We start from the raw sequence: 20375 nt of genomic DNA, 5'->3' as shown, positions 1-20375 counted from the left end.
TACTCATCACATTTAGAAGTTAACACCCACTGACAACCAGTAGCGACGACCATCTTCTACATAACCATACTCTGCCTCTGATATTTCTTTATCGAATAGGTTATACACACCAAAGCCAAGTGTAATTCGTCGGCTTAAATCATAGTTACCCCCCATGTCTGCCAAAGTGTAGTCTGGCGCAATTAAGCTACTTTGCGATGGACCTGTCGTAGGTTGGCTTTCTTCACCGCGATAATGCACACGCAGCCACGTTCCTAGTTTATCTACCGGGCGCCAATTAAGTGAGGTTTGTAAAATGTGTTTAGGTAATTGATTAAGTGGACTGCCTTTGTATTCACCGGTTTTTTGCTCAGAATCGGTGTAGGTGTAATTAGCACTCACATCAAGCTCGCTGGTAATTTCGTAAGAAACCGACAGCTCAAACCCTTGTGTTACTGCTTCATCAACATTGATATAAGTTGTAGGCAGAGAACCAAACTGATTCGGACCATCTGTACATTGCGTTAATGGGCAAGAAATACGCGTAATTTTATCTTTAAACTCGTTGTAGAACACCGTACTTGAGAGCGATAAATCGCGACTGATATCATAATAAATCCCCATTTCGTAGTTTACGGACTTTTCAGGGATTAAGTCTGGGTTACCATAAATATTACCACCACGGCTTACCTGTCCCCACGCTGGAGTAGATTGGCGAATATTCGGTGCTCTAAAGCCTGTTGAAATCCCCCCTTTCACAGTCAGCGACTTAGTGGCATTGTATACACCATATAAACGCGGACTAAAGTGACCCGCAAAGTTACCATCATGATCATAACGAAGCCCAGTGGTCAGTTTAAATTGCTTTGATGCAGACCATTCATCTTCTGCAAACACCGACCATTGCTCGTTTTCCACATGCGTTAAATCACTGATGCTATTACTCGTATAATCATCCAGTTCTTCTTTTAAATACGCCGCACCAACGCTTGCATTATGATTGGTAAATGGCAGTGTCCAGCTTGTTTGCGCGTCGGTATTTTCGACATACATTTCACGCGAGGTGTTATCAAACTTATCGTATTTTAGATAGCTGCGCGATGAGCCAAAATCGTAGAAGCCATTATGGCTAAGCGAATAAGTTTCTTGGTCGTACTCTGTGGTTGACGACTCAGGACACCCCCGTCGGCCACAGCTTTCGCCTTGCGCTAAAGGCGCGACAGTTTTACCTAAAGTTTCATCCAGTTTTTGTTTTGCCGAGCCCACCTCAAACATAATTTCGTGGTTATCTGATGGCGTTAAAATAAACTTCGCTTTGATATTGCTTTGCTCTTTACCTCGAAAGCCAGCAACAAAGTCATCTTCATCACGCTCAGAGAACTGCCCAGAAAGCTGAACTCCTAGCAACTCTGGAATTAAGCCACCCGCGGTAAAAAAACTACCTTGATTAATGTTGCCAGATTCGCTTGATTCTTGAATGGTGCTGTCTAAACGCAGTTCGCCATACCACTTTTCGGGTGTTTTACGGGTTATAATATTGATAACCCCACCAATGGCATCAGAGCCATACAGTGATGACATAGGGCCACGAATAACTTCGATTCGGTCAATGGCTGAAATAGGGGGTGTCCATGCCCCTTCAACACCTGGGCCATCACTGTTTGGACGAGTTTCGCGAGAGGTTTGACGTTGGCCATCAATTAAAATCAAAGTGTACTGGCTTGCCATACCACGCAAACTGATATCTTTTCTATCACCACCACCGGTCACAACCACACCGGGTACGTCGGTCATGGCATCTGTTAAGTCACGGTAAAAACGCTTTTCTAGCTGCTCACGATCAATCACGCTAATACTTGCAGGTGCCTCTTTTAGCATTTGCTCATACCCAGATGCAGAAACAACAATCACTTCCATGTCTTGTTTTTTATCATCAGCGTATGCAAAATGAGATAGGCCTGCTAAGACAGCAGCGGTGAGAGGTAAAACAGAAGGAACAACCCTCGTCATAATAATACTCCGTGACTTTTTGTTTATAAATGATAATAATTAGCGTTTGCAATATTAATGAGAAGTCCCCGTTTTAACAATTTACGATTTCTTAAAACTGAATTAAGAAGGCCTGAACAATGAATTCCAAGCTAATCAAAACACTACGCGTATTTTCTCGTACTGTTGAAACAGGCAATATGAGCAGTGCTGCTGCTGAGTTATCAATGACGACATCGGCTGTAAGCCAACATATAAAACAATTAGAACAGGAAATCGGGTTAAGTTTATTTAATCGCAGCCCGCGAGAGTTGACGCTGACCGAAGCCGGTCATTTGTATTATCAAAGCTGTTTAAAGATGCTGGCACTTGCAGATCAAGCCAGCACGCAATTACAACACTTACAAAGTAAACCCAGTGGCGAATTAAAGTTAGTGGCCCCCGTCGGTTTTGGTGGAGGGCTTTTAAGTGAACCGCTCGAGCGCCTAATAAACGAGTTTGATGATTTACGTATTCAGTTAATTTTAACTGATGAGCCAATCGATATGATAAAAAGTGGCGCAGATTTAGCCATTGCAATAGGCCCATTAACAAACTCAAATCTGATTGCACGAAAGCTCGCAACCTGGCCGTTAAAGCTCTGCGCCCACAGAGATCATCCTATCGCTAAGTTTAAAAAAGTCAGTTGGGATGATTTACATCAGTTCGCCCGTATTTCACATACATACGCCGACAGCAATGCATTTAATCCACTAACGCTTGAAAGTAAACCGCTGCCCAAGGCAAAAATAAACGTCAATAACATGCAAAGTTTAATTGCGCTGGTCTGTGATGGGGTCGGTTATGGCGTGTTGCCAGAGCCTGAAGTGAGGCACTTATTAAGAAAAAAAGAACTCATCGAAATCGCCCCCGAATGGGCCATGCCAAACTACACCGTGTATGCAGTTACCCCAGCAAGAGACAGCTTAGCTGCAAAAACCAAAACAGCGATAGAAACCATAAAACACTGTTTTAATGATGTATCGAAACAGGTTGAATTTGTTGATTAAGGCCAGTATGGATAATACCAATTCGCTAAAATAAGCGCGTGGGTATTATCCAAGTGCGAGCCAAACACCTACACACATCATAAGCGCACCGGCAATACGATTTAGCCATTTTAAATTGTCGCCTTTATCTAAAAATAACCTCAAGCTTTTACCACCCGTGGCATAAATTAACATACAGATAAACTCGCTCAGCATAATAATGCTTACTAATACAGCAAGCTGCGGGGCAACGGCTAATTCTACATTTATAAAAGGGGGCAAGAGTGAAATCATAAACGCCCACCCTTTTGGGTTTGCGATGGCAGTGATATAACCTTGTGAAAACAGTTGTCCGCGCCCTATTTGCTGCTCGGTTTCATTTTCGGGCTTAAAACTGGTTTTTGCGCGCCACATATTGACTCCAAGATAAATAAGGTACGCACCGCCAACATATTTTAGTACCGCAAACAACGCAGGATAATTAAGCATAATACTGGCAACCCCCACAACAGCGGCAATTGCCACCGTTGCCACTCCAAGCACTTCACCCACCATCATCCACAATGTGCGCCTTACCCCCACACTCATACCCAGAGTCATCGCTAAAGTCATGCACATACCTGGTGTAATAGACACAAAAAAGAAGGTAGGAATAAAAACCGCAAGTACTGCTAAATCGAGCATAAACCAATCACATCATGAATACTGAAAAAATAGAAAAGCGATTTAAACACATTCAATTAAATAAGCAAACAAACACGCGATTACTCACATTTCAATGCGCTAAAGCTCATGAAAACTGGTAATGCAATATTAATATAGGGAGCTAGTTAGCCCACGATCTTCGTTACTAAAATATAAGCTACCAAAAAGCCTATACCATTAGCTTGGGCAACACATTCTATTGCAGCAAATAATCAAGCCAGATCATTATTACGTACAGCGCGACCACGAGTAGTCATTGTATCGGACTCCATTTCTTGTGATAGCGATGGCTATTGCACAAGCGCTTCATCTTCAGTCAACTAAACTCAGCTCTACTTTATAGCTTCGATAAGTACATACACTATAACTAATTTTCCACGTGAAACTGAATTTAGTATTTTACCTAAACAGCAATGACCCCTGTGATCACTGCAAACTTGTTGCGCTGAGCTTTTACCTTCTCTGTAAAATACCTATGAGTGCTCTGTAGCTTTATCTGACGGGATAATTTAATTGAAGAAAGACTCGAATGTGCAGTTTGAGAGAACAATTAAAAAAACTCATCACCTAAAAAAGACCATTGCCTGATGAGCAATTCCGTAAGCACGACTAACGACTCACAAAAACAATATACACGTTGGTCAATCTCATTATTTAGCATGTAAAAATAAACAAAAAGACATAATTAATTCCAGAATAAAAACCAATTAGAAAAACAATTCCCCAAAAAAGGGTTAAATAGATTGAACAATACCAATATTTAAATTAACGTCGTTAATAGAATATCAACAAAAAAAACACTGGGAACATCAATGAAAAACACTCTATTAACAAAACAAACTATTTTAACCACTGTGATTTTAGGTCATTTATATGCAGTTCCAGCAATAGCCATGGATACAGAAGATAAAATTGAAAAAGAGGAAAATCTAGAAGTAATAACGGTTACTTCGCGTAAAAAACTTGAAACAATCCTAGAAATACCTATGAGTATTTCAGCGGTATCTGCAGTTGAGATTGCCAATCGAAACTACCTTGATGCATCTGATATTTACCGTACTTTAGCTGGTGCTGCAGCACCTCGTGGTCAGTTAATTTTAAGAGGGTTAAGCGGAGGGAATAGCGCATCGCCAGATACAACAGCCATATTCACTGATGATATCCCGTATGAATTTACAAACCTCACAGATGTTGAGCGAGTTGAAGTATTACGCGGCCCACAAGGTACATTATACGGTTCGAATGCAATCGGTGGTACGGTTCGCGTTATCACTAAAAAACCACAATTAGATGAATTTGAGTTATTTGGTACGATTGAAGGCTCAAGTGAAAATAATGTAGATGGTTTTGACAGCAGCTTATCTTTAGGTGTTAATGTACCTCTATTAGACGATACCCTTGCATTAAGAGTGACAGGTAATATAACCAACGATGTCCGTCCTTATGTCAATCAAGCAACAGGCCAACAGAGTAAAAGTCAAAGTAGTTTTATTCGAAGTCAATTATTATGGCAACCAATTGATAATTTAGCACTTAACTTCACCTATGTGCATGATGAGTATTCTGCTAATGGCGCAACATTGGGAGATACCTCAAAGCCAGGATATTACTATGAATTATCTTATGATGAAGATGCTTCAGCTAAGTACGGTTATGATATCTCAGACACTAAAATAACATGTGATCCGACATTTAATCGCCCAGATTGTATTCAAGGTGGTGGATTTATTCATGGTGCTGATGATAAATATGCTCTCTATAATTTACTCGATGGTTGGGATAAAGAGTCTACAAATTTATATAGCATAACTGTTGATGTTGATAATATAGCCGACGTTGCTTCATTAACTTATGCTGGTTCATACCGAAAAGTAAAATCTGATTCGCTGGATGATTGGTCTCGTTTAGATGCTTCTGATATGTTTAAAACATGGATAATAAACGATCAAGAGCTGTCCCGCGTTACCCATGAAATTAGGCTTCAGAACTTCGATTTAAATAGCAATTTAAGTTGGACTGTCGGTGCTTATTGGGATAAATCATGGCGACCTGACTCTCCAGGTCATCAATGGCAATATATTGAAAGCGGTGACAGGACAGCAGCTGCTGCACTTTACTGGTGGGGGGACGATGCCCAGCAAATCGGTTTAGATAACTTTGACGATCCTAATAAAATTTGGAATTATCATGTGTTCAGCGAGTGGGCAAAAGAGTTTGCGCTGTTTGCAGATGTAGCGTACCAAATTGAAACAGACGATTTTGGCAATATTGAGTTAAATGCGGGTATTCGCCATTTCAATTTAGAAGATTTTGAACGCACTGAAGAAATTGGTGTGTGGTCAAACGATAAAACACTGATAGGCGGTGAAGAACAAGGAAATCGCTTTAAATTTAGCGCTTCTTGGCAACCTACTGATGACTATTCAATTTATGCTCTTTACTCTGAAGGATACCGCCCAGGTGGTAACAATAGCCCACTAGCCGCAGCGTGTGTAAATGATGTTAATGCTAAGAATCGTAAAGCTCGCTTCACATCTGATTCAATCGATAACTATGAAGTTGGCTTAAAGGGCTCATTATTCGATGGTAAGTTCAACTTTAGCTCTGCTATTTATCAAATAAACTGGAGTGATATTAAGACGAGTATTTACATGGATTCTTGTGGGTTCTCTTATACCGCAAATGCAGGAAAAGCACGTTCAAGAGGGCTTGAGTTTGAGTCAAAAGCAAGCTTAACAGATACTATAGCATTAATTGTAAATGCCTCTTATACCAACTCTGAACTTACTGAAGATAATGAAACAATCGGTGGCGTTAAAGGTCAAGAAATGACGATGGTGCCTAAATATAATGCTTATATCGCAATTGATAAGGAATTTGACATTAATAACAAGCCATTCTTTATTCGTGGTGACGTCTCAGCATATGGTAAATACAACACGCACTTTGATACCAAACCTGGAGATGAAGTGCCTGGTTATGAAGTATTTAACTTATCAGCTCGTTATGAGGTCAACGAAAACGTGAAATTAAGCGTTCACTTAAATAATGTCTTCGATAATGATGCGATTAAGTATAAAAGAGATCGAAGTCGTAGTAATAGAACAACCGCTCAAAAATACATAGATTTTTTACCCGAGCGTAGCATTGGCATACGTTTAGATTACAACTTTATGTAAATAACAATTAAAGAGTCAATGCCGCTTTCTAAGCGGCATTATTTTTTCAACACGCTATTAACCAATTTATTTTTTAGCTCAGATAAGTTCGCCAAAAATATAAAACGACCGTTATATAAATTGTATTAATTAAGTTAGCGACTTTAAAAATATCTCGTTGATAAAAATTAAAAAATTAGTGATTAATTTTTTCAACAATTAATTCTATGCAGCTCAAACTCGTTAAATCGTAATTGGTAATACTGACCACCATTAACTTCAGCTTTAGCCGCTCAAAAAAATCCCCGCTAAAAGGCGGGGATTCTTAATATACGTATTTTGCTAATTACTGAGTGACACCTTCAGCAGCAACAGGCTCTACTTGCTTTTCATCACTTAATAAGTATTTATCTAACCATTGCTCTTGCTCCCAAAGCACATGCAATAAGCTCTTACGGGCACGGTAGCCGTGCGCCTCATAAGGCAACATAACTAAACGAGCCTCTTTGCCAAGGCCTTTTAATGCGGCGTACATGCGCTCGCTTTGCATTGGAAACGTGCCTGAATTTGGATCTTCTTGGCCGTGTATCATCAACATAGGTTCATTGATTTTCTCAGCATGGAAAAATGGCGACATTGCGGCATACACATCTTGAGCTTGCCAAAAATCACGTTCTTCACCTTGAAAACCAAATGGCGTTAATGTGCGATTGTAAGCACCACTGCGGGCAATACCCGTTTTAAATAAGTCGCTGTGTGCTAGTAAATTAGCCACCATAAAAGCACCATACGAGTGACCAGCAATCGCTATTTTGTCTTTATCGGCAATGCCTTTTTCAACCAATACATCAACAGCGGCTTGCGCACTCGATACGAGCTGAGTACGGAAAAGGTCATTCGGCTCTTTACCATCGACACCTACGATTGGCATTTTAGGGTCATCAAATACCGCAATCCCTTTTGCAAGGTACGGCATAGGCCCCCAATACCCAATGTAAGTAAACTCATACGGTGATTCGCGCACTTGCGATGCCACCGCTTTATCTTTGTATTCAAGCGGGTAAGCCCACATCAGTACAGGTAACGTTCCTTGGGTTTTGTCATAGCCCGGCGGCAAGTAAAGTGTGCCACTCAGTTCAACACCATCCTCTCTTTTATAACGAATAAGCTCTTTAGTTACGCCTTTAAATTCAGGGTAAGGATGCTCAAACGTAGTTAATTGAGTGAGTTTGTCGTTATCTAAATCACGAATAAAGAAATTTGGTTGCTCCGTTTTTGATTCACGTATGGTGATCAAACGCTCGCCTTCATCGTCTAACATCGCACGCACACGCTCGTAATAAGGTGCAGCTGATTGCCAAACACGGGTTGTTGAGTTTGTTTTTACATCGTAACGGTCTAAGAATGGGATATTTCCTTGCTCAGACGCCCCATTACCACGGAAATAAATATAACGACCGCCAACCACTTTGATGACACTTTCACCTAAGTCGTTTTTCTCGTAGATTGGGTAACCCGGATCTTTATAAGCATCATTGTAACTGCGCTCAGAAAAGAGCACGCGATTTTTATCGGCATTTCGAGGTTGTATAACAAATGTGCGTATTTGTCTGTCGCTAAAACGCCATTCAGATAATAAGGCAACATTGTTACTGCCCCACTCTATTGAGTCGAAGCGACGCTCTACTTTAGCAAATAGCTTAGGTTCACGTTTAAACGGAGCGCGCAGACTATAAAGGTAGTCATGGTGCGCTACATCTGTTTTCATATCGCCACCGTCTTGTGCTTCTGCCCACATGACTTCGGCACCTTGGTCTGAACGCCACTGAAAATCTCGACGGCCAGTACGAACGCTGTCGTAACCTTGGGGAATATTGTCGGCTAGCGGCTGTTTTGCCAGCTCAGCCAAGGTGTAACCGCGCATTCCCCAAATTTGCCATGTAGCAGCAAAGCGTTGGTATGGAACTTGGTACGAAAAAGGCTCATCGATCATACCCACCAAAATATTGGTTGAATCGGGCGATACTGAAAACGACTTAATTAACCCAGCTTGACCAATTGGCTGCGCTTGGCCGCTCAATGGAATATAAGTAAGCTGACTTTGGCCAAAAAACTTAAACTGCGCTTCATCGAAGGGGCTGCTTAATAAATTTTGATAAGTGCGCGCAGGTGCTTTTTCACCTGTACTTTGTTGAATTACCGGCACGACAGCCGTGCTGTCATTGGTTAAACGAGTTTTACCTAAATTAACAGCCGCATTTGCAACGATAGCACTGCTATCGGGTAACCACATGTAAGGAGTACGCGTTAATACTGAGTTTAACGGCGTATCACTGAGTTGCCTTGCTTGTTTTGTACTGACGTTATAAACCCATAAATTGGCACTATTTTTTTGTTCAATTACAAAGGCTAAGTATTGACTATCACTTGACCAACTGGGCGAGCGAATTAAACCATTGGGTAAACCCGATACCGTAATTTCACTCCCTGTTTCAACATGCTTTAGCACCAGAGACGTAAATATAGCGCGCTCACGTGAGCGCGAAAAATTGGCAGGATTGAGTTTAATTCCGGCGAGTTTTAGTTCTTCTTTCGCAAGATCTTGCAGGGTATCAATACGTTTTCTATCAAATAATGCCAACCACTCGGCATCATTTGATAAATAACTACTGGGGGCTAATTTAGCATCAACAACCGAAGCCAAGGCAGGTGAAGGTGTTTGATACCCTTCATTGGCAAAACTTGAAGTACAAACTGACACGCCAATCATCAGCGTAAAAAGCAATTTTAATGCTTTCATGTTAGTTCCTTTTTTCGTTTTTATTTCCGACTAAGAAAATAGTTTAAGACATTTTATAAAGAGTTTCGACTCTTTTGGCAGCTAATCAGTGACTTAAATCACTAAATTACGCTAATATAAGCACACTATATTCGCTACTTTTCGCTAGACAAAAATGAAAAAATTAACGGGCAAAGTCACTATTTGGGACGTAGCCAAAGAAGCGCAAGTATCAAAATCTACCGTGTCTTTGGTTCTCACTAACAGTGATAAAGTCAGTAATAAAAGTAAAGAAAAAGTGCTGACTGCCATCGATAAGCTTGGTTATGTATATAACCGAGACGCCGCAGCACTTCGAAGTAAGCGCTCGAATCTTGTCGCACTGGTAATTAATGACCTAACCAACCCCTACTCAGCGCAACTAGCAGTAGGCTTGGAGAAGCATATTTACGATTTAGGGATGTTGCCTATGTTGGTAAATATTGCCGAATGTGTAGAAAGACAAAAGCAAGTTGTAAAAACTCTAAAAGAATACAATGTGTCTGCTTTTATTATGTGCCCGGCCCCTGGCACCGAACAAAGCTGGCAAGATGACCTGATTAATAGCGGCTTTCCTGTAATTAATATAATGCGTGAGGTTCCCTTTTCGGCAGCTCCGTGCGTTTTACCCGACAACAAAAAAGGCACTCATATTGCTACCAGCCATATCCTGTCGCAAGGTATTGAAGAAATTGCTTTTTTAGGTGGTGTAGATGAAATATCAGACTACCATGAGCGACTGAGTGGTTTTTTATCGGCGCTTAAACAATTTAATATAAGCGAAGACAAACGTGTTATTCAGGCACAAACAAATCGTCAAGGTGGCCGCGAAGCCTTCAACAGTTTGATCAAAAAATCCCCGCATATCAAAGCGATTATTTGCTTTAACGATGTGATTGCTTATGGTGCCATTGAAGCAATGCGCCAACATGGATTAGAACCGGGCAAAGACATTAAAGTTGTTGGCTTTGATGATCTTGAAGATTCGCGATTAATGCTACCATCGCTCTCAACCATTGCAATAAATGCCGATGAAATTGGTAAGCGCACTTGCCAAGTTTTAAAAGAACTTCTTAATCAATCGACACCACCTGTCCGCACTTTGGTGGATGTCAATTTACAAATACGAGACTCAAGTCAATGAAAAAAGTGTTAGTGATCGGCTATGTATGGCCAGAGCCAAACTCCTCTGCCGCCGGCACCCACATGATGTCGCTATTGCGCGCCTTTCGAGCACAAAACTGGCAGGTCGAGTTTGCCAGCCCAGCGCAAAAAACAGAGCACATGATTGACCTTGCAAACGAAGGCATAACCAGCCAAGTCATTGCCCTAAACTGCGCCAGCTTTGATCAGTATGTACAAGCTTATAATCCCGATATCGTGATGTTTGATCGCTTCATGATGGAAGAGCAATTTGGTTGGCGTGTAGATAAATACTGTCCCAATGCTTTAAAAATCCTCGACACAGAAGACTTGCAATGCTTAAGAAACGCTCGCCACGAGGCACATAAAGCAGGACGTGCATTCAGCTTTGCAGACTTACACAGTGATATTGCCAAACGTGAAATAGCCGCTATTTTGCGCTCAGATATTAGTTTGATCATCTCGCACTATGAAATGCAATTACTAAACGATGTATTCAACGTTGATAGTGCGTTATTGCATCACTTGCCATTTTTAGTCGACTTAAAAGCGCTTCCGACCAACACAAAACCCTTTAATGAGCGCCAGCATTTTATGACGATTGGTAACTTTCGCCATGCCCCAAATTGGGATGCAGTCCTTTACTTACAACAAATCTGGCCGTTGATCCGCAAGCAGTTACCTGACGCCGAATTACATATTTATGGCTCTTACCCACCGCCTAAAGCAACGGCACTTAATAACCCTAAAACAGGATTTTTAATAAAAGGCTGGGCAGATGATGCCTATAAAGTGATGGAAGATGCTCGCGTATGCTTATCGCCACTGCGCTTTGGTGCCGGTATTAAAGGTAAGTTACTGGAAGCGATGATCATGCAAACGCCGAGTGTCACCACCCCAATTGGCAGTGAAGGCATGCACCTAAACGAGCCGTGGCCAGGTACAGTTTGCGAAAATGCAGAGCAATTTGCCGACGCCGCCGTAGCACTTTACAAAGATGAATCTGCGTTTATTCAAGCTCAGCAATATGGCAAACAGTTATTGCAAAAATATTATGATAAATCAAAACTTGAAGCGCAATTAATGGCTAAAATTGAACACGTCAGTGAGTCACTGATAAGCCATAGACACAACAATTTCACAGGGCAAATGCTGAAACATCACACAATGCGTTCAACACAATATATGGCGCAATGGATTGAAGCAAAAAATAAGTAAATTACCCCTAAATAACACTAGACATAGTAGCGTTTGTCGCTAAAATCGCGCTGGTAAATTTAAGCTTTATAGTCTGCTTTGCAGACTATATCTTATTGAAATTTGGTCTATCCTTAACTGAACAATTTAACCTTTGGTTCAAAACGCCTTTGAAAAACGCAACGTTTACTGAAAAACGAAAATTTATCGTTAAGCTGGGTAAAATGCTCCATAAATATGGCACACCAGCATATCGACTTGAAGCGCACTTAATGGAAGTCGCAACATATCTTGGCCTAAAATCCTCCTTCGTCATGTCGCCTACTTCAGTGACGTTTGTGATCTGGACAGATGGCCACGAAGAAGAGTACACCCATGTTGCACGCGTTGATCCGGGTGATCATGACTTAGGCTCGCTTGCTGATACCGATGATCTGGTAAATAAAATGCTCAATGGCGATTTAACCTTGCAAGAGGTTGATAAACAGCTCGACATTATTTACACCATGCCAAACCCTTACAACAAATTTACCACTGGCGTTGCGTTTGCAACATCAGGTGGTGCATTTGCAATGCTAATGGGCACCAGTTGGAATGATGTATTTTGGTCTGCACTGCTGACTTTAGTGGTGTATTTATTTGTTCTTTGGTCAACACGTTCTAAGCGCGTTGCTCATATGCTTGAACCATTAGTGGCCATTGTTTCCGCTATTTTAGCGTGTGCAGTGAGTGTGTACCTCGATGCCGAAATTAATATTCGGTTAGTTGTTCTCTCTGCCATTATTGTGTTTATACCGGGGCTTGCTTTAGCGTTAGGCTTTGCCGAACTTGCAGCGAGGCATTTGGTGTCGGGAACAGCCAGAGTCATGGATTCCTTTATGTTGCTGTTTAAACTCTATTTTGGTGCTTTTATTGGTATTGGTATCGGGTTTGCGATTTTCGGACAAGCCGATTTTGTGCAACCAGAACCATTACCCAAGTGGACCGCATGGCTGGCTATTTTCATGTTATGTAGCAGCTTAATCGTGATATTTAGAACCAAGCTTAAACATGCGCTATGGTCAATTGCATCAGGTTTTATTGCATATGGTACAAGCATTGGCTCAGCAATGTATCTTGACTACACCTTGGGTACATTTGTAGGGGCATTATCGGTTGGTATTTTTAGTAACCTGTTTAACCGTGTTGCGAATGCACCTGCTTCTATCGTCGCCATGCAAGGATTAATCGTGTTAGTCCCGGGGAGCAAGACCTACATTGGCCTAAACTCGCTGATTGAAGGTCAAGATTTTGTGTACGCCGAGCACATAGGTCAGCAAACATTCTTGATTTTTATGTCGTTAGTAGCGGGTTTAATTTTCGCCAACGTTGCGCTGCCACCGAAAAAGAGTTTGTAATTTATATAAGCCCGAGTTTACTCGGGCTTTTTGGTTATCGGCAGTCGTAAGCAAGCGTGTAAAGTCAAGACCCCCCCCCTTCTAAAGGAAACCAAGTTCGCCATGGATTAAAGCTTCGCATTAAAAACGAGGTTACTGCATAACTGATACAAACAAAATACCTAGGTGCCCCGCGACAATTTAAAATTTCCTTCTTCGTGTTTATTCTCAGCTTCTTTTAATCAGTATCGAATCGTTTTTAAATTTGCCCACTTTTTCATCTGAAAGTTGTGAATGTCCGCTATTTAATTATCTAAAAAACAATAAGTAAATTTAACTCATTAATACTAACACGCTATACGTTGCGTTAGTTTGACACCCGTTAAGTGCTCTGTGTATGCAACTAAGCACTTAAAACTAAATAATAAAACATAAGTTCGAATTCAAGAGAATGGACAATTTTGGGCAACTCGATGGTAACTTAACTATTAAGCTGACAACACAGTTTGATATTATTTTTGATGCTATCAATCTCACCAATGAAACAACCTATACCTATGAGCGCAATCAGTATGCTCCAACAGGCATATACAAAAATGGTCGTCGCTTCTATTTAGGCATTCGGTATAGTCATTAACCGCATTCGTTACTAATCCTGTTTCATATTGCTATAATCGGTGACAATAATAAAACAAGCGAAGGAAAACACTATGCTAAAGTCAGTTTTAGCCTTAGCCGTTGGTTTGTCTAGCACATTTGCTGTAGCCAACGATACTATCACGATTGATGATATCCCATTGATTCAATCTGTCGTTCAAACCAGTGTCAGCCCAGATGGCGATAATGTTGCCTTTACACGCTCGGTCCCGCGCACATTATATAAAGATAAAAATGGCCACAATTACAGTGAGCTTTTCATTGTTGACGACAAAGGCGTTGAACGTCCTTACATTACAGGTAAGGTCAATATCAAAAGCATTCAATGGTCTAACGACAGCAAAACGGTGTACTTTTTAGCTAAATTGAATGATGACGAATACACTTCACTGTACCAAATCCCTGTTGATGGTGGCCAAGCGCAAAAAGTGTTGTCGTTAAAAGGCACATCTATTTCAAGCTATAAATTAGGCCCAAATAACCAACATGTGGCTATTTTGGCATTACCAGCAAAAGACAAGTCTGAAAAAGAACTAAAAAAACTTGGTTTTATGGCTGAAGTTTATGAGTTAGGTCTGGATAATAAAGCGCTGTTTATTGTCGATTTAGCGAACTCTAACACCCCATTAAAGCCTACAGCACTGAATGTAAATGACTACGTCAGTGATATGAATTGGTCTGCAAATGGTCAAAAACTACTTGTTAAAACCCAACCAACAGCGCTTATTGATGATAAATACACTAAATCAATGTGGCACTTGTATGATATTGCAAGCAATGAAGTCACTCTGTCTTTTAAAACAGAAGGCAAGCTAGGCGATGCTGAGCTGTCTGCCGATGGTAAATATATTGCTATTTTAGGGGCCGAAGACAAACACGACCCAGCCACAGGTCGCTTATTTATAGCCGACACTGATACAGCCGAAATCACTGAATGGCTGCCAAACTTTATGGGGCATGTTGTTGACTTTGAGTGGTCTCATAAACGCAATACACTTAATTTTATAGCCAATGTGGGCACTGAAAGCTTTATTGCGAGTATTAAAACTGGTAGCAATAAGTACAAAAAGATTATCAAAGAAGGCAAATTTATTGCCACAAACCTAAGCGTATCTGACTCAGACAAAACACTTGCTGTTCGCGCTAATACGGCGCAGCACCCGAACGAAGTCTTTATTATTCGCGGTAATAAAGCCACCCGCTTAACCGATTCAAACAGCTGGTTAAGCGATAAACGCTTTGCGAAGCAAGAGACTATCTCGCTAAAAGCGCGCGACGGTGTAGACATTGAAGGGGTACTAATTTACCCACTAGATTACCAAGAAGGAACCCGTTACCCACTCATTATGTCGGTGCATGGTGGGCCTGAAAGTCATGACAAAAATGGCTGGTTAACCAATTACTCTCGCCCAGGGCAAATGGGTGCAGCACGCGGCTATGCAGTGTTTTATCCAAACTACCGCGGTTCAACAGGTAAAGGGGTTGACTACTCTAAGCTTGGCCAAAACGACTATGCAGGTAAAGAGTTTGATGACCTTGTCGACTTTAAAAACCATTTAGTTGAAATGGGGTTAGTTGATAGCAAACGTGTGGGTATTACCGGTGGCTCTTACGGTGGTTATGCCTCTGCATGGGCTGCAACTAAGCTCACCGAGCACTTTGCTGCCAGCGTCATGTTTGTGGGTGTTTCAAATCAACTCTCTAAGTTTGGTACAACTGATATTTCGAATGAAATGAACCTTGTTCACGCGCGTTCTTACCCGTGGGATAAATGGCAGTGGTACTTAGAGCGCAGCCCAATATATTGGGCTGGTCAATCTAAAACACCGCTACTTATTATGCACGGTAAAGATGATCCTCGCGTACACCCTGCTCAATCAATGGAGCTATATCGCTACATGAAAGTACAAGGTAAAGATGTGCGTTTGGTGTATTACCCAGGCGAAGGCCACGGCAACCGAAAAGTGGCTGCTCAATACGATTACAGCTTACGATTAATGCGCTGGATGGATAACTATTTAATGAAGGGTAATAAAGACATGCCTGAATTTGAAATTGACCATGCTGCAAAATTAAAAGCACGTAAACAAGCAGCAGAATAAAGCACTTCCCTATACGCCCTGTCCTTAAAAAGCAGGGCGTTTTTAATTTAATACTGTACTTTGATTATGCAGCTCAAACTGATATAACTCATTAATAGGTTTACTAAAAAAATAAAAAGGAATTGTTCAGTGATGCGCCTAATCTGGATTTTTATCAGTCTCGTTGCTGTGAAAGTGTTCGCAGAACCTGCGTGTATTAATTGTCATCAAAGTCAGGTCGAGGATTGGCAAACATCACACCATTTTCATGCAATGGAAAAAGCCACACCGGCCACAGTGCTTGGCAACTTTGATGATCAAACACTTGAATACCAAGATCAAAAAGCACGCTTTTATACACGCGACCAACAGCTATTTATTGCTATGCCAAACCTTAACGGCACACTGACTGACTATCCCGTTTTATATACATTTGGTTACGAGCCACTGCAGCAATATATGTTTGATATGGGAGGAGGCCACATTCAGCTTTTTCCGTTTGCGTGGGATTCTCGTAGTAAGGAAAACGGCGGGCAGCGCTGGTTTGTGCTTCATCCTGAGCAAAAACAACATGATTTATTTCACTGGTCACAAAAAGGACAAAACTGGAATCACATGTGTGCCGATTGCCATTCAACTGAATTTAAAAAGCAATTCGATCTTAACACCAACCGCTTTAATTCAACCTACAGCGCTATCAACGTCAGCTGTAAAGCGTGCCATGGCGATACAACTGAACACTTAAAATGGGCAAATGGTGATAAAAAAAGAACAGATAAAGGCTTTGCTAACAATATAAATACGCAAACGCCGTTGTTCACTACCCAAAAAGACGGCAGCATGAAAAGCGTGCAACCTCTCGTAAAAAGCGACCAAGTTCAAGTCTGTGCAACGTGTCATGCTCGTCGTTCGCAACTTAACGACCGAAGTGATCCCCATAGCTTTTTACAGGATTTTCGCGGATCGCTGCTTACGCCTGAGCTCTATCATGTTGATGGCCAAGTGTGGGATGAAAATTATGTGTGGGGCTCATTCTTACAAAGTAAAATGTTTAATGCAGGCGTAACCTGTAGTAATTGCCATAACCCGCATTCAGGAAAGCTAAAACTACCCGGCAACCAAACCTGTACACAGTGTCACAGCCAAGTCGATTTCGACACACCCGAGCACCACGGTCATAAACTCGAAAGTGAAGGTAGCCAATGTGTTGATTGTCATATGCCCGCTACTACGTACATGCAAGTTGATGCCAGACGCGATCATAGTTTTCGCGTACCTCGTCCAGACCTAACTCTTAAAACCAATGCACCCAATGCCTGTAATAGCTGCCATGAAGATAAAACACCTCAGTGGGCAGAAAAGCAGATACGAAACTGGCACCCAAATTCGGCACATTTAGGCAAAGAGCACTTTTCACAGGCGTTCCATGTCGCTGATAATGGGTTACCCAATGCATCAGCCATGCTGACAAAAATTGTGCAAGACAAATCATTTCCTGACATTATTCGCGCATCGGCACTGAGCCGTTTATCAAGCAGCCCCGATAACAATGCCGTAGTTGCGATTGCGCGATCAGTAAAAGATCCTGAGCCGCTGAAACGCCAAGCAGCTATTGAAGCGGCAATGCCTTTTGACATCAACCAACGCTGGCGAATGCTCAATCCACTGCTTGATGACACGCACCTTCCCATAAGAGCAGAAGCAGCCCGCGCCTTAGCGCCTATGCTAATGGAGGCTTTTCCAAGTGGATTGAATGAACCAGACTCTGAGCGCCTGAATAAAGCCCTTAATGAATATAAACAAACCCAGCTGTATCAAGCTGAGCGCGGGTACGCACATACCAACTTAGGTAATCTCGCCCTTACTCTACAAAAACCAGAGGAAGCCAAAGCACATTATCTGCAAGCAATCAGCATTGAGCCAATTTTTGCACCTGCCTATGTTAACTTAGCCGACTTATATCGAAATCAAGGAGATGAGGAGGCCGCCCAGAAAACCTTGAAACAAGGCTTAGCTGTAAATAATGAAAGTGCCGATTTGCATTATGCATTGGCAATGAGCTTAATTCGCACCAAGCAAAAAGAGGCTGCGTTAGGTCACTTAAAAAATGCCGCTAATTTTGCAAAAAACAATGCCAATTACTCTTTTACTTATGCGTTGTTGTTGCAAGACTTGGGTGACATGCCACATGCCATTTCAGCCCTTGAACATGCATTCACACTCGCACCAAATAACCCAGACATCAGTTACAGTTTAGCCCAGTGGTATGCTGGTGAAGAAAACTACGCTCAAGCACTCTTCTATGCACGAAACTTAGCGCGCCTTGTACCGGGCAATCAGCAAGTTCAACAGTTTATTCAACAACTAGAAATGATGAACAGTATTGGTAAATAAACACGCCATAAAAAGGGCCTAAAAAGGCCCTATTTATTACAGACTCTGTTTGGCTTTAGTGGCCATAATTTAATGACTTCGCTTTTTCTATTGCTTCGTTTACATTCAGTGAGGCTGCTTCTTGGCGAGGCGGGAACTCAACAAACGTTTTTACATGCTCATTTAACTTGGCAATAATAGGTTGCAATAACCAACTCTTACGCATGATTTGGTGAAAACCCGTTACCCCGTCGTAATGCTCTAAAGGGTCTTTACGTAAGTTAAATAGTTTGGGCATACTGTGAGTGATCATATCATCGTAGTAAATCCCCTTTGGCTTCGTTGCAAAGTGCATTTTCCAAGGGCCAAAACGAACAGCAGTTAACTGCGACTCATAGTAATAAAAGAAAAAGTTACGCGCAGATTTATCAGCCTTACCAGTCCAGTAATCAAGGTTATTTTCACCGTCGATATAAACTTTATCTGATTTTTTCAGTTTCTCACGTAAGTTCTTCTCACCGAGCGCAGCGGCAATAGTCGGAAAAACATCTTCATGTGATGAAATACCGTTGAGCTTTAAGCCTTTCGGAATTTTGTTAGGCCAACGAACCAAAAATGGGACGCGAACACCCCCTTCCCAGGTTGTCATTTTTTCACCACGGAACGAGGTTGTGCCTGCATCAGGCCAGCTTGATTGCTCTGGACCATTGTCACTGGTGTAAATAACAATGGTGTTATCTGCAATTTTTAGCTCATCCAGTTTGTCCAGCAGTTTGCCAACATGTCCATCATGCTCCATTAAACCACTACCAAAAATATCTTCTTCCGAGCTAATATCGGTTGCTAAATGACGGCTTTCTGGTTTTAAGTGCGTATAAACATGCATGCGGCTAGTGGCATGCCAAATAAAGAATGGTTTTTTAGCTTTAACAGCGCGTTCCATAAAATTGAGCGAACGCTCTAACACTTCTTCATCAAACGTTTCCATTCGTTTACGCGTCAGTGGTCCTGTATCCGTAATTTTACCATTAGCATATGACTCAATAACCCCTCGTGGCCCAAACTGTTTTATAAACTTCGGATCTTTAGGGTAATCAGCTTGTTCTGGCTCTTCAGAAACATTTAAATGATACAAGTTACCGTAAAACTCATCAAAGCCATGCTTAGTTGGTAAGTGTTCATCCAAATCGCCTAAATGATTTTTACCATACTGAGCAGTCATGTAACCACGGTCTTTTAAGAATTCAGCCAATGTAGGATCGGCTTCTTTAATTCCTAACGGGTTACCGGGCTGGCCTACCGTTGTTAAACCTGTACGAATTGGTAACTGACCCATTAAAAATGCCGCTCGCCCTGCTGTACAACTGGGTTGCGCATAATGATCTGTGAAAAGCGCACCCTCATTAGCAATTCGGTCGATGTTTGGGGTCGGGTAAGTCATACCATGCGAATATGCACTAAGTGAAATTGGGGCAACGTCATCAACCATAATGGCCAACACGTTTGGTTTATCTGCAGCAAGGCTTACGGTGGACACCAAGCTACAAATAACCGCCGCGAGTAGTTTTTTCATAAATCATCCTTTTTCATTGTTAATAACATCATAGTCTCATGATGAATCAACAATCAGTATAGATGAAAAAGCCACCATTTCTAGTTTCTAAATTAGGCAAACACGATTTAAATCAACTTTTCTTTTACCCACACAGCCCTTATTAATAAGTTGATTTTATTAACTTTTAAATATTTATAAATGCCTATTCAGCAACCAAATAAGCAATCAAGTATGAAATGAAGGAGACAGCACAGTGGATATCGCTGCTAGCAGCCCTTATTTGTAAATTTATAAACGGCTAAACGTGCACTTAAGG

Annotated in this window: 12 protein-coding genes; 8 read left to right on the top strand and 4 right to left on the bottom strand. The window is 41.5% G+C overall.

Going from position 1 to position 20375, the window contains the following annotated elements; translation table 11 throughout:
* Positions 1-12: 12 nt before the first annotated feature.
* Positions 13-1989, bottom strand: coding sequence for a ligand-gated channel protein (locus BM378_RS04760; protein WP_074988724.1), 1977 nt, complete (start codon positions 1987-1989; stop codon positions 13-15).
* Between the two features lie 119 nt (positions 1990-2108).
* Between BM378_RS04760 and BM378_RS04755 the strand changes: the two genes are divergently transcribed.
* Positions 2109-3017, top strand: coding sequence for a LysR family transcriptional regulator (locus BM378_RS04755; protein WP_074988723.1), 909 nt, complete (start codon positions 2109-2111; stop codon positions 3015-3017).
* Between the two features lie 45 nt (positions 3018-3062).
* On the opposite strand, the gene BM378_RS04750 is transcribed toward BM378_RS04755, so the two are convergent.
* Positions 3063-3680: a LysE family translocator gene (locus tag BM378_RS04750; protein ID WP_074988722.1), complete on the bottom strand. Its 618-nt coding sequence runs from the start codon at positions 3678-3680 to the stop codon at positions 3063-3065.
* Positions 3681-4513: 833 nt separating this feature from the next.
* Here BM378_RS04750 and BM378_RS04745 point away from each other — a divergent pair.
* Positions 4514-6880 carry a TonB-dependent receptor gene (locus BM378_RS04745; protein WP_074988721.1) on the top strand — a complete coding sequence of 789 codons (2367 nt, stop codon included), beginning with the start codon at positions 4514-4516 and terminating at the stop codon, positions 6878-6880.
* 325 nt (positions 6881-7205) lie between these two features.
* On the opposite strand, the gene BM378_RS04740 is transcribed toward BM378_RS04745, so the two are convergent.
* On the bottom strand, positions 7206-9629 hold the full coding sequence (locus BM378_RS04740; RefSeq protein WP_405127526.1) for a S9 family peptidase: 2424 nt from the start codon (positions 9627-9629) through the stop codon (positions 7206-7208).
* Between the two features lie 184 nt (positions 9630-9813).
* On the opposite strand from BM378_RS04740, the gene BM378_RS04735 reads away from it, so the two are divergent.
* The 6 genes from BM378_RS04735 (at position 9814) to BM378_RS04710 (ending at position 18525) form a co-directional block, all read left to right on the top strand.
* Positions 9814-10821: a LacI family DNA-binding transcriptional regulator gene (locus tag BM378_RS04735; protein ID WP_065978959.1), complete on the top strand. Its 1008-nt coding sequence runs from the start codon at positions 9814-9816 to the stop codon at positions 10819-10821.
* On the top strand, positions 10818-12038 hold the full coding sequence (locus BM378_RS04730; protein WP_074988719.1) for a glycosyltransferase: 1221 nt from the start codon (positions 10818-10820) through the stop codon (positions 12036-12038). The genes BM378_RS04735 and BM378_RS04730 overlap by 4 nt, the downstream gene beginning before the upstream one ends.
* A 149-nt stretch (positions 12039-12187) precedes the next feature.
* Positions 12188-13414, top strand: coding sequence for a threonine/serine exporter family protein (locus BM378_RS04725; RefSeq protein WP_074988806.1), 1227 nt, complete (start codon positions 12188-12190; stop codon positions 13412-13414).
* A 430-nt stretch (positions 13415-13844) separates the two neighbouring features.
* Positions 13845-14030 (top strand): TonB-dependent receptor, encoded by a 186-nt coding sequence (locus tag BM378_RS04720; RefSeq protein WP_036972301.1) that lies wholly within the window; start codon positions 13845-13847, stop codon positions 14028-14030.
* Between the two features lie 73 nt (positions 14031-14103).
* The gene (locus BM378_RS04715) at positions 14104-16152 is read left to right on the top strand and encodes an alpha/beta hydrolase family protein (RefSeq protein ID WP_036972302.1); all 2049 of its coding nucleotides are present in this window, start codon (positions 14104-14106) and stop codon (positions 16150-16152) included.
* Between the two features lie 132 nt (positions 16153-16284).
* Positions 16285-18525 carry a tetratricopeptide repeat protein gene (locus BM378_RS04710; protein ID WP_074988718.1) on the top strand — a complete coding sequence of 747 codons (2241 nt, stop codon included), beginning with the start codon at positions 16285-16287 and terminating at the stop codon, positions 18523-18525.
* A gap of 55 nt (positions 18526-18580) precedes the next feature.
* Here the strand turns inward: BM378_RS04710 and BM378_RS04705 are convergent, their stop codons facing one another.
* Positions 18581-20077: an arylsulfatase gene (locus BM378_RS04705; RefSeq protein WP_074988717.1), complete on the bottom strand. Its 1497-nt coding sequence runs from the start codon at positions 20075-20077 to the stop codon at positions 18581-18583.
* Positions 20078-20375 lie beyond the last annotated feature (298 nt).

The organism is Pseudoalteromonas lipolytica, from assembly GCF_900116435.1.
GTDB lineage: Bacteria > Pseudomonadota > Gammaproteobacteria > Enterobacterales > Alteromonadaceae > Pseudoalteromonas > Pseudoalteromonas lipolytica.
This window is presented reverse-complemented; position numbering and strand designations above follow the sequence as displayed.

Excerpts from the sequence above, each read along its gene's own strand:
- BM378_RS04730 (WP_074988719.1), top strand. The coding sequence starts at position 10,818 with ATGAAAAAAGTGTTAGTGATCGGCTATGTATGGCCAGAGCCAAACTCC.
- BM378_RS04760 (WP_074988724.1), bottom strand. The coding sequence starts at position 1,989 with ATGACGAGGGTTGTTCCTTCTGTTTTACCTCTCACCGCTGCTGTCTTA.
- BM378_RS04735 (WP_065978959.1), top strand. The coding sequence starts at position 9,814 with ATGAAAAAATTAACGGGCAAAGTCACTATTTGGGACGTAGCCAAAGAA.
- BM378_RS04715 (WP_036972302.1), top strand. The coding sequence starts at position 14,104 with ATGCTAAAGTCAGTTTTAGCCTTAGCCGTTGGTTTGTCTAGCACATTT.
- BM378_RS04750 (WP_074988722.1), bottom strand. The coding sequence starts at position 3,680 with ATGCTCGATTTAGCAGTACTTGCGGTTTTTATTCCTACCTTCTTTTTT.
- BM378_RS04740 (WP_405127526.1), bottom strand. The coding sequence starts at position 9,629 with ATGATTGGCGTGTCAGTTTGTACTTCAAGTTTTGCCAATGAAGGGTAT.
- BM378_RS04745 (WP_074988721.1), top strand. The coding sequence starts at position 4,514 with ATGAAAAACACTCTATTAACAAAACAAACTATTTTAACCACTGTGATT.
- BM378_RS04710 (WP_074988718.1), top strand. The coding sequence starts at position 16,285 with ATGCGCCTAATCTGGATTTTTATCAGTCTCGTTGCTGTGAAAGTGTTC.
- BM378_RS04755 (WP_074988723.1), top strand. The coding sequence starts at position 2,109 with ATGAATTCCAAGCTAATCAAAACACTACGCGTATTTTCTCGTACTGTT.
- BM378_RS04705 (WP_074988717.1), bottom strand. The coding sequence starts at position 20,077 with ATGAAAAAACTACTCGCGGCGGTTATTTGTAGCTTGGTGTCCACCGTA.
- BM378_RS04720 (WP_036972301.1), top strand. The coding sequence starts at position 13,845 with ATGGACAATTTTGGGCAACTCGATGGTAACTTAACTATTAAGCTGACA.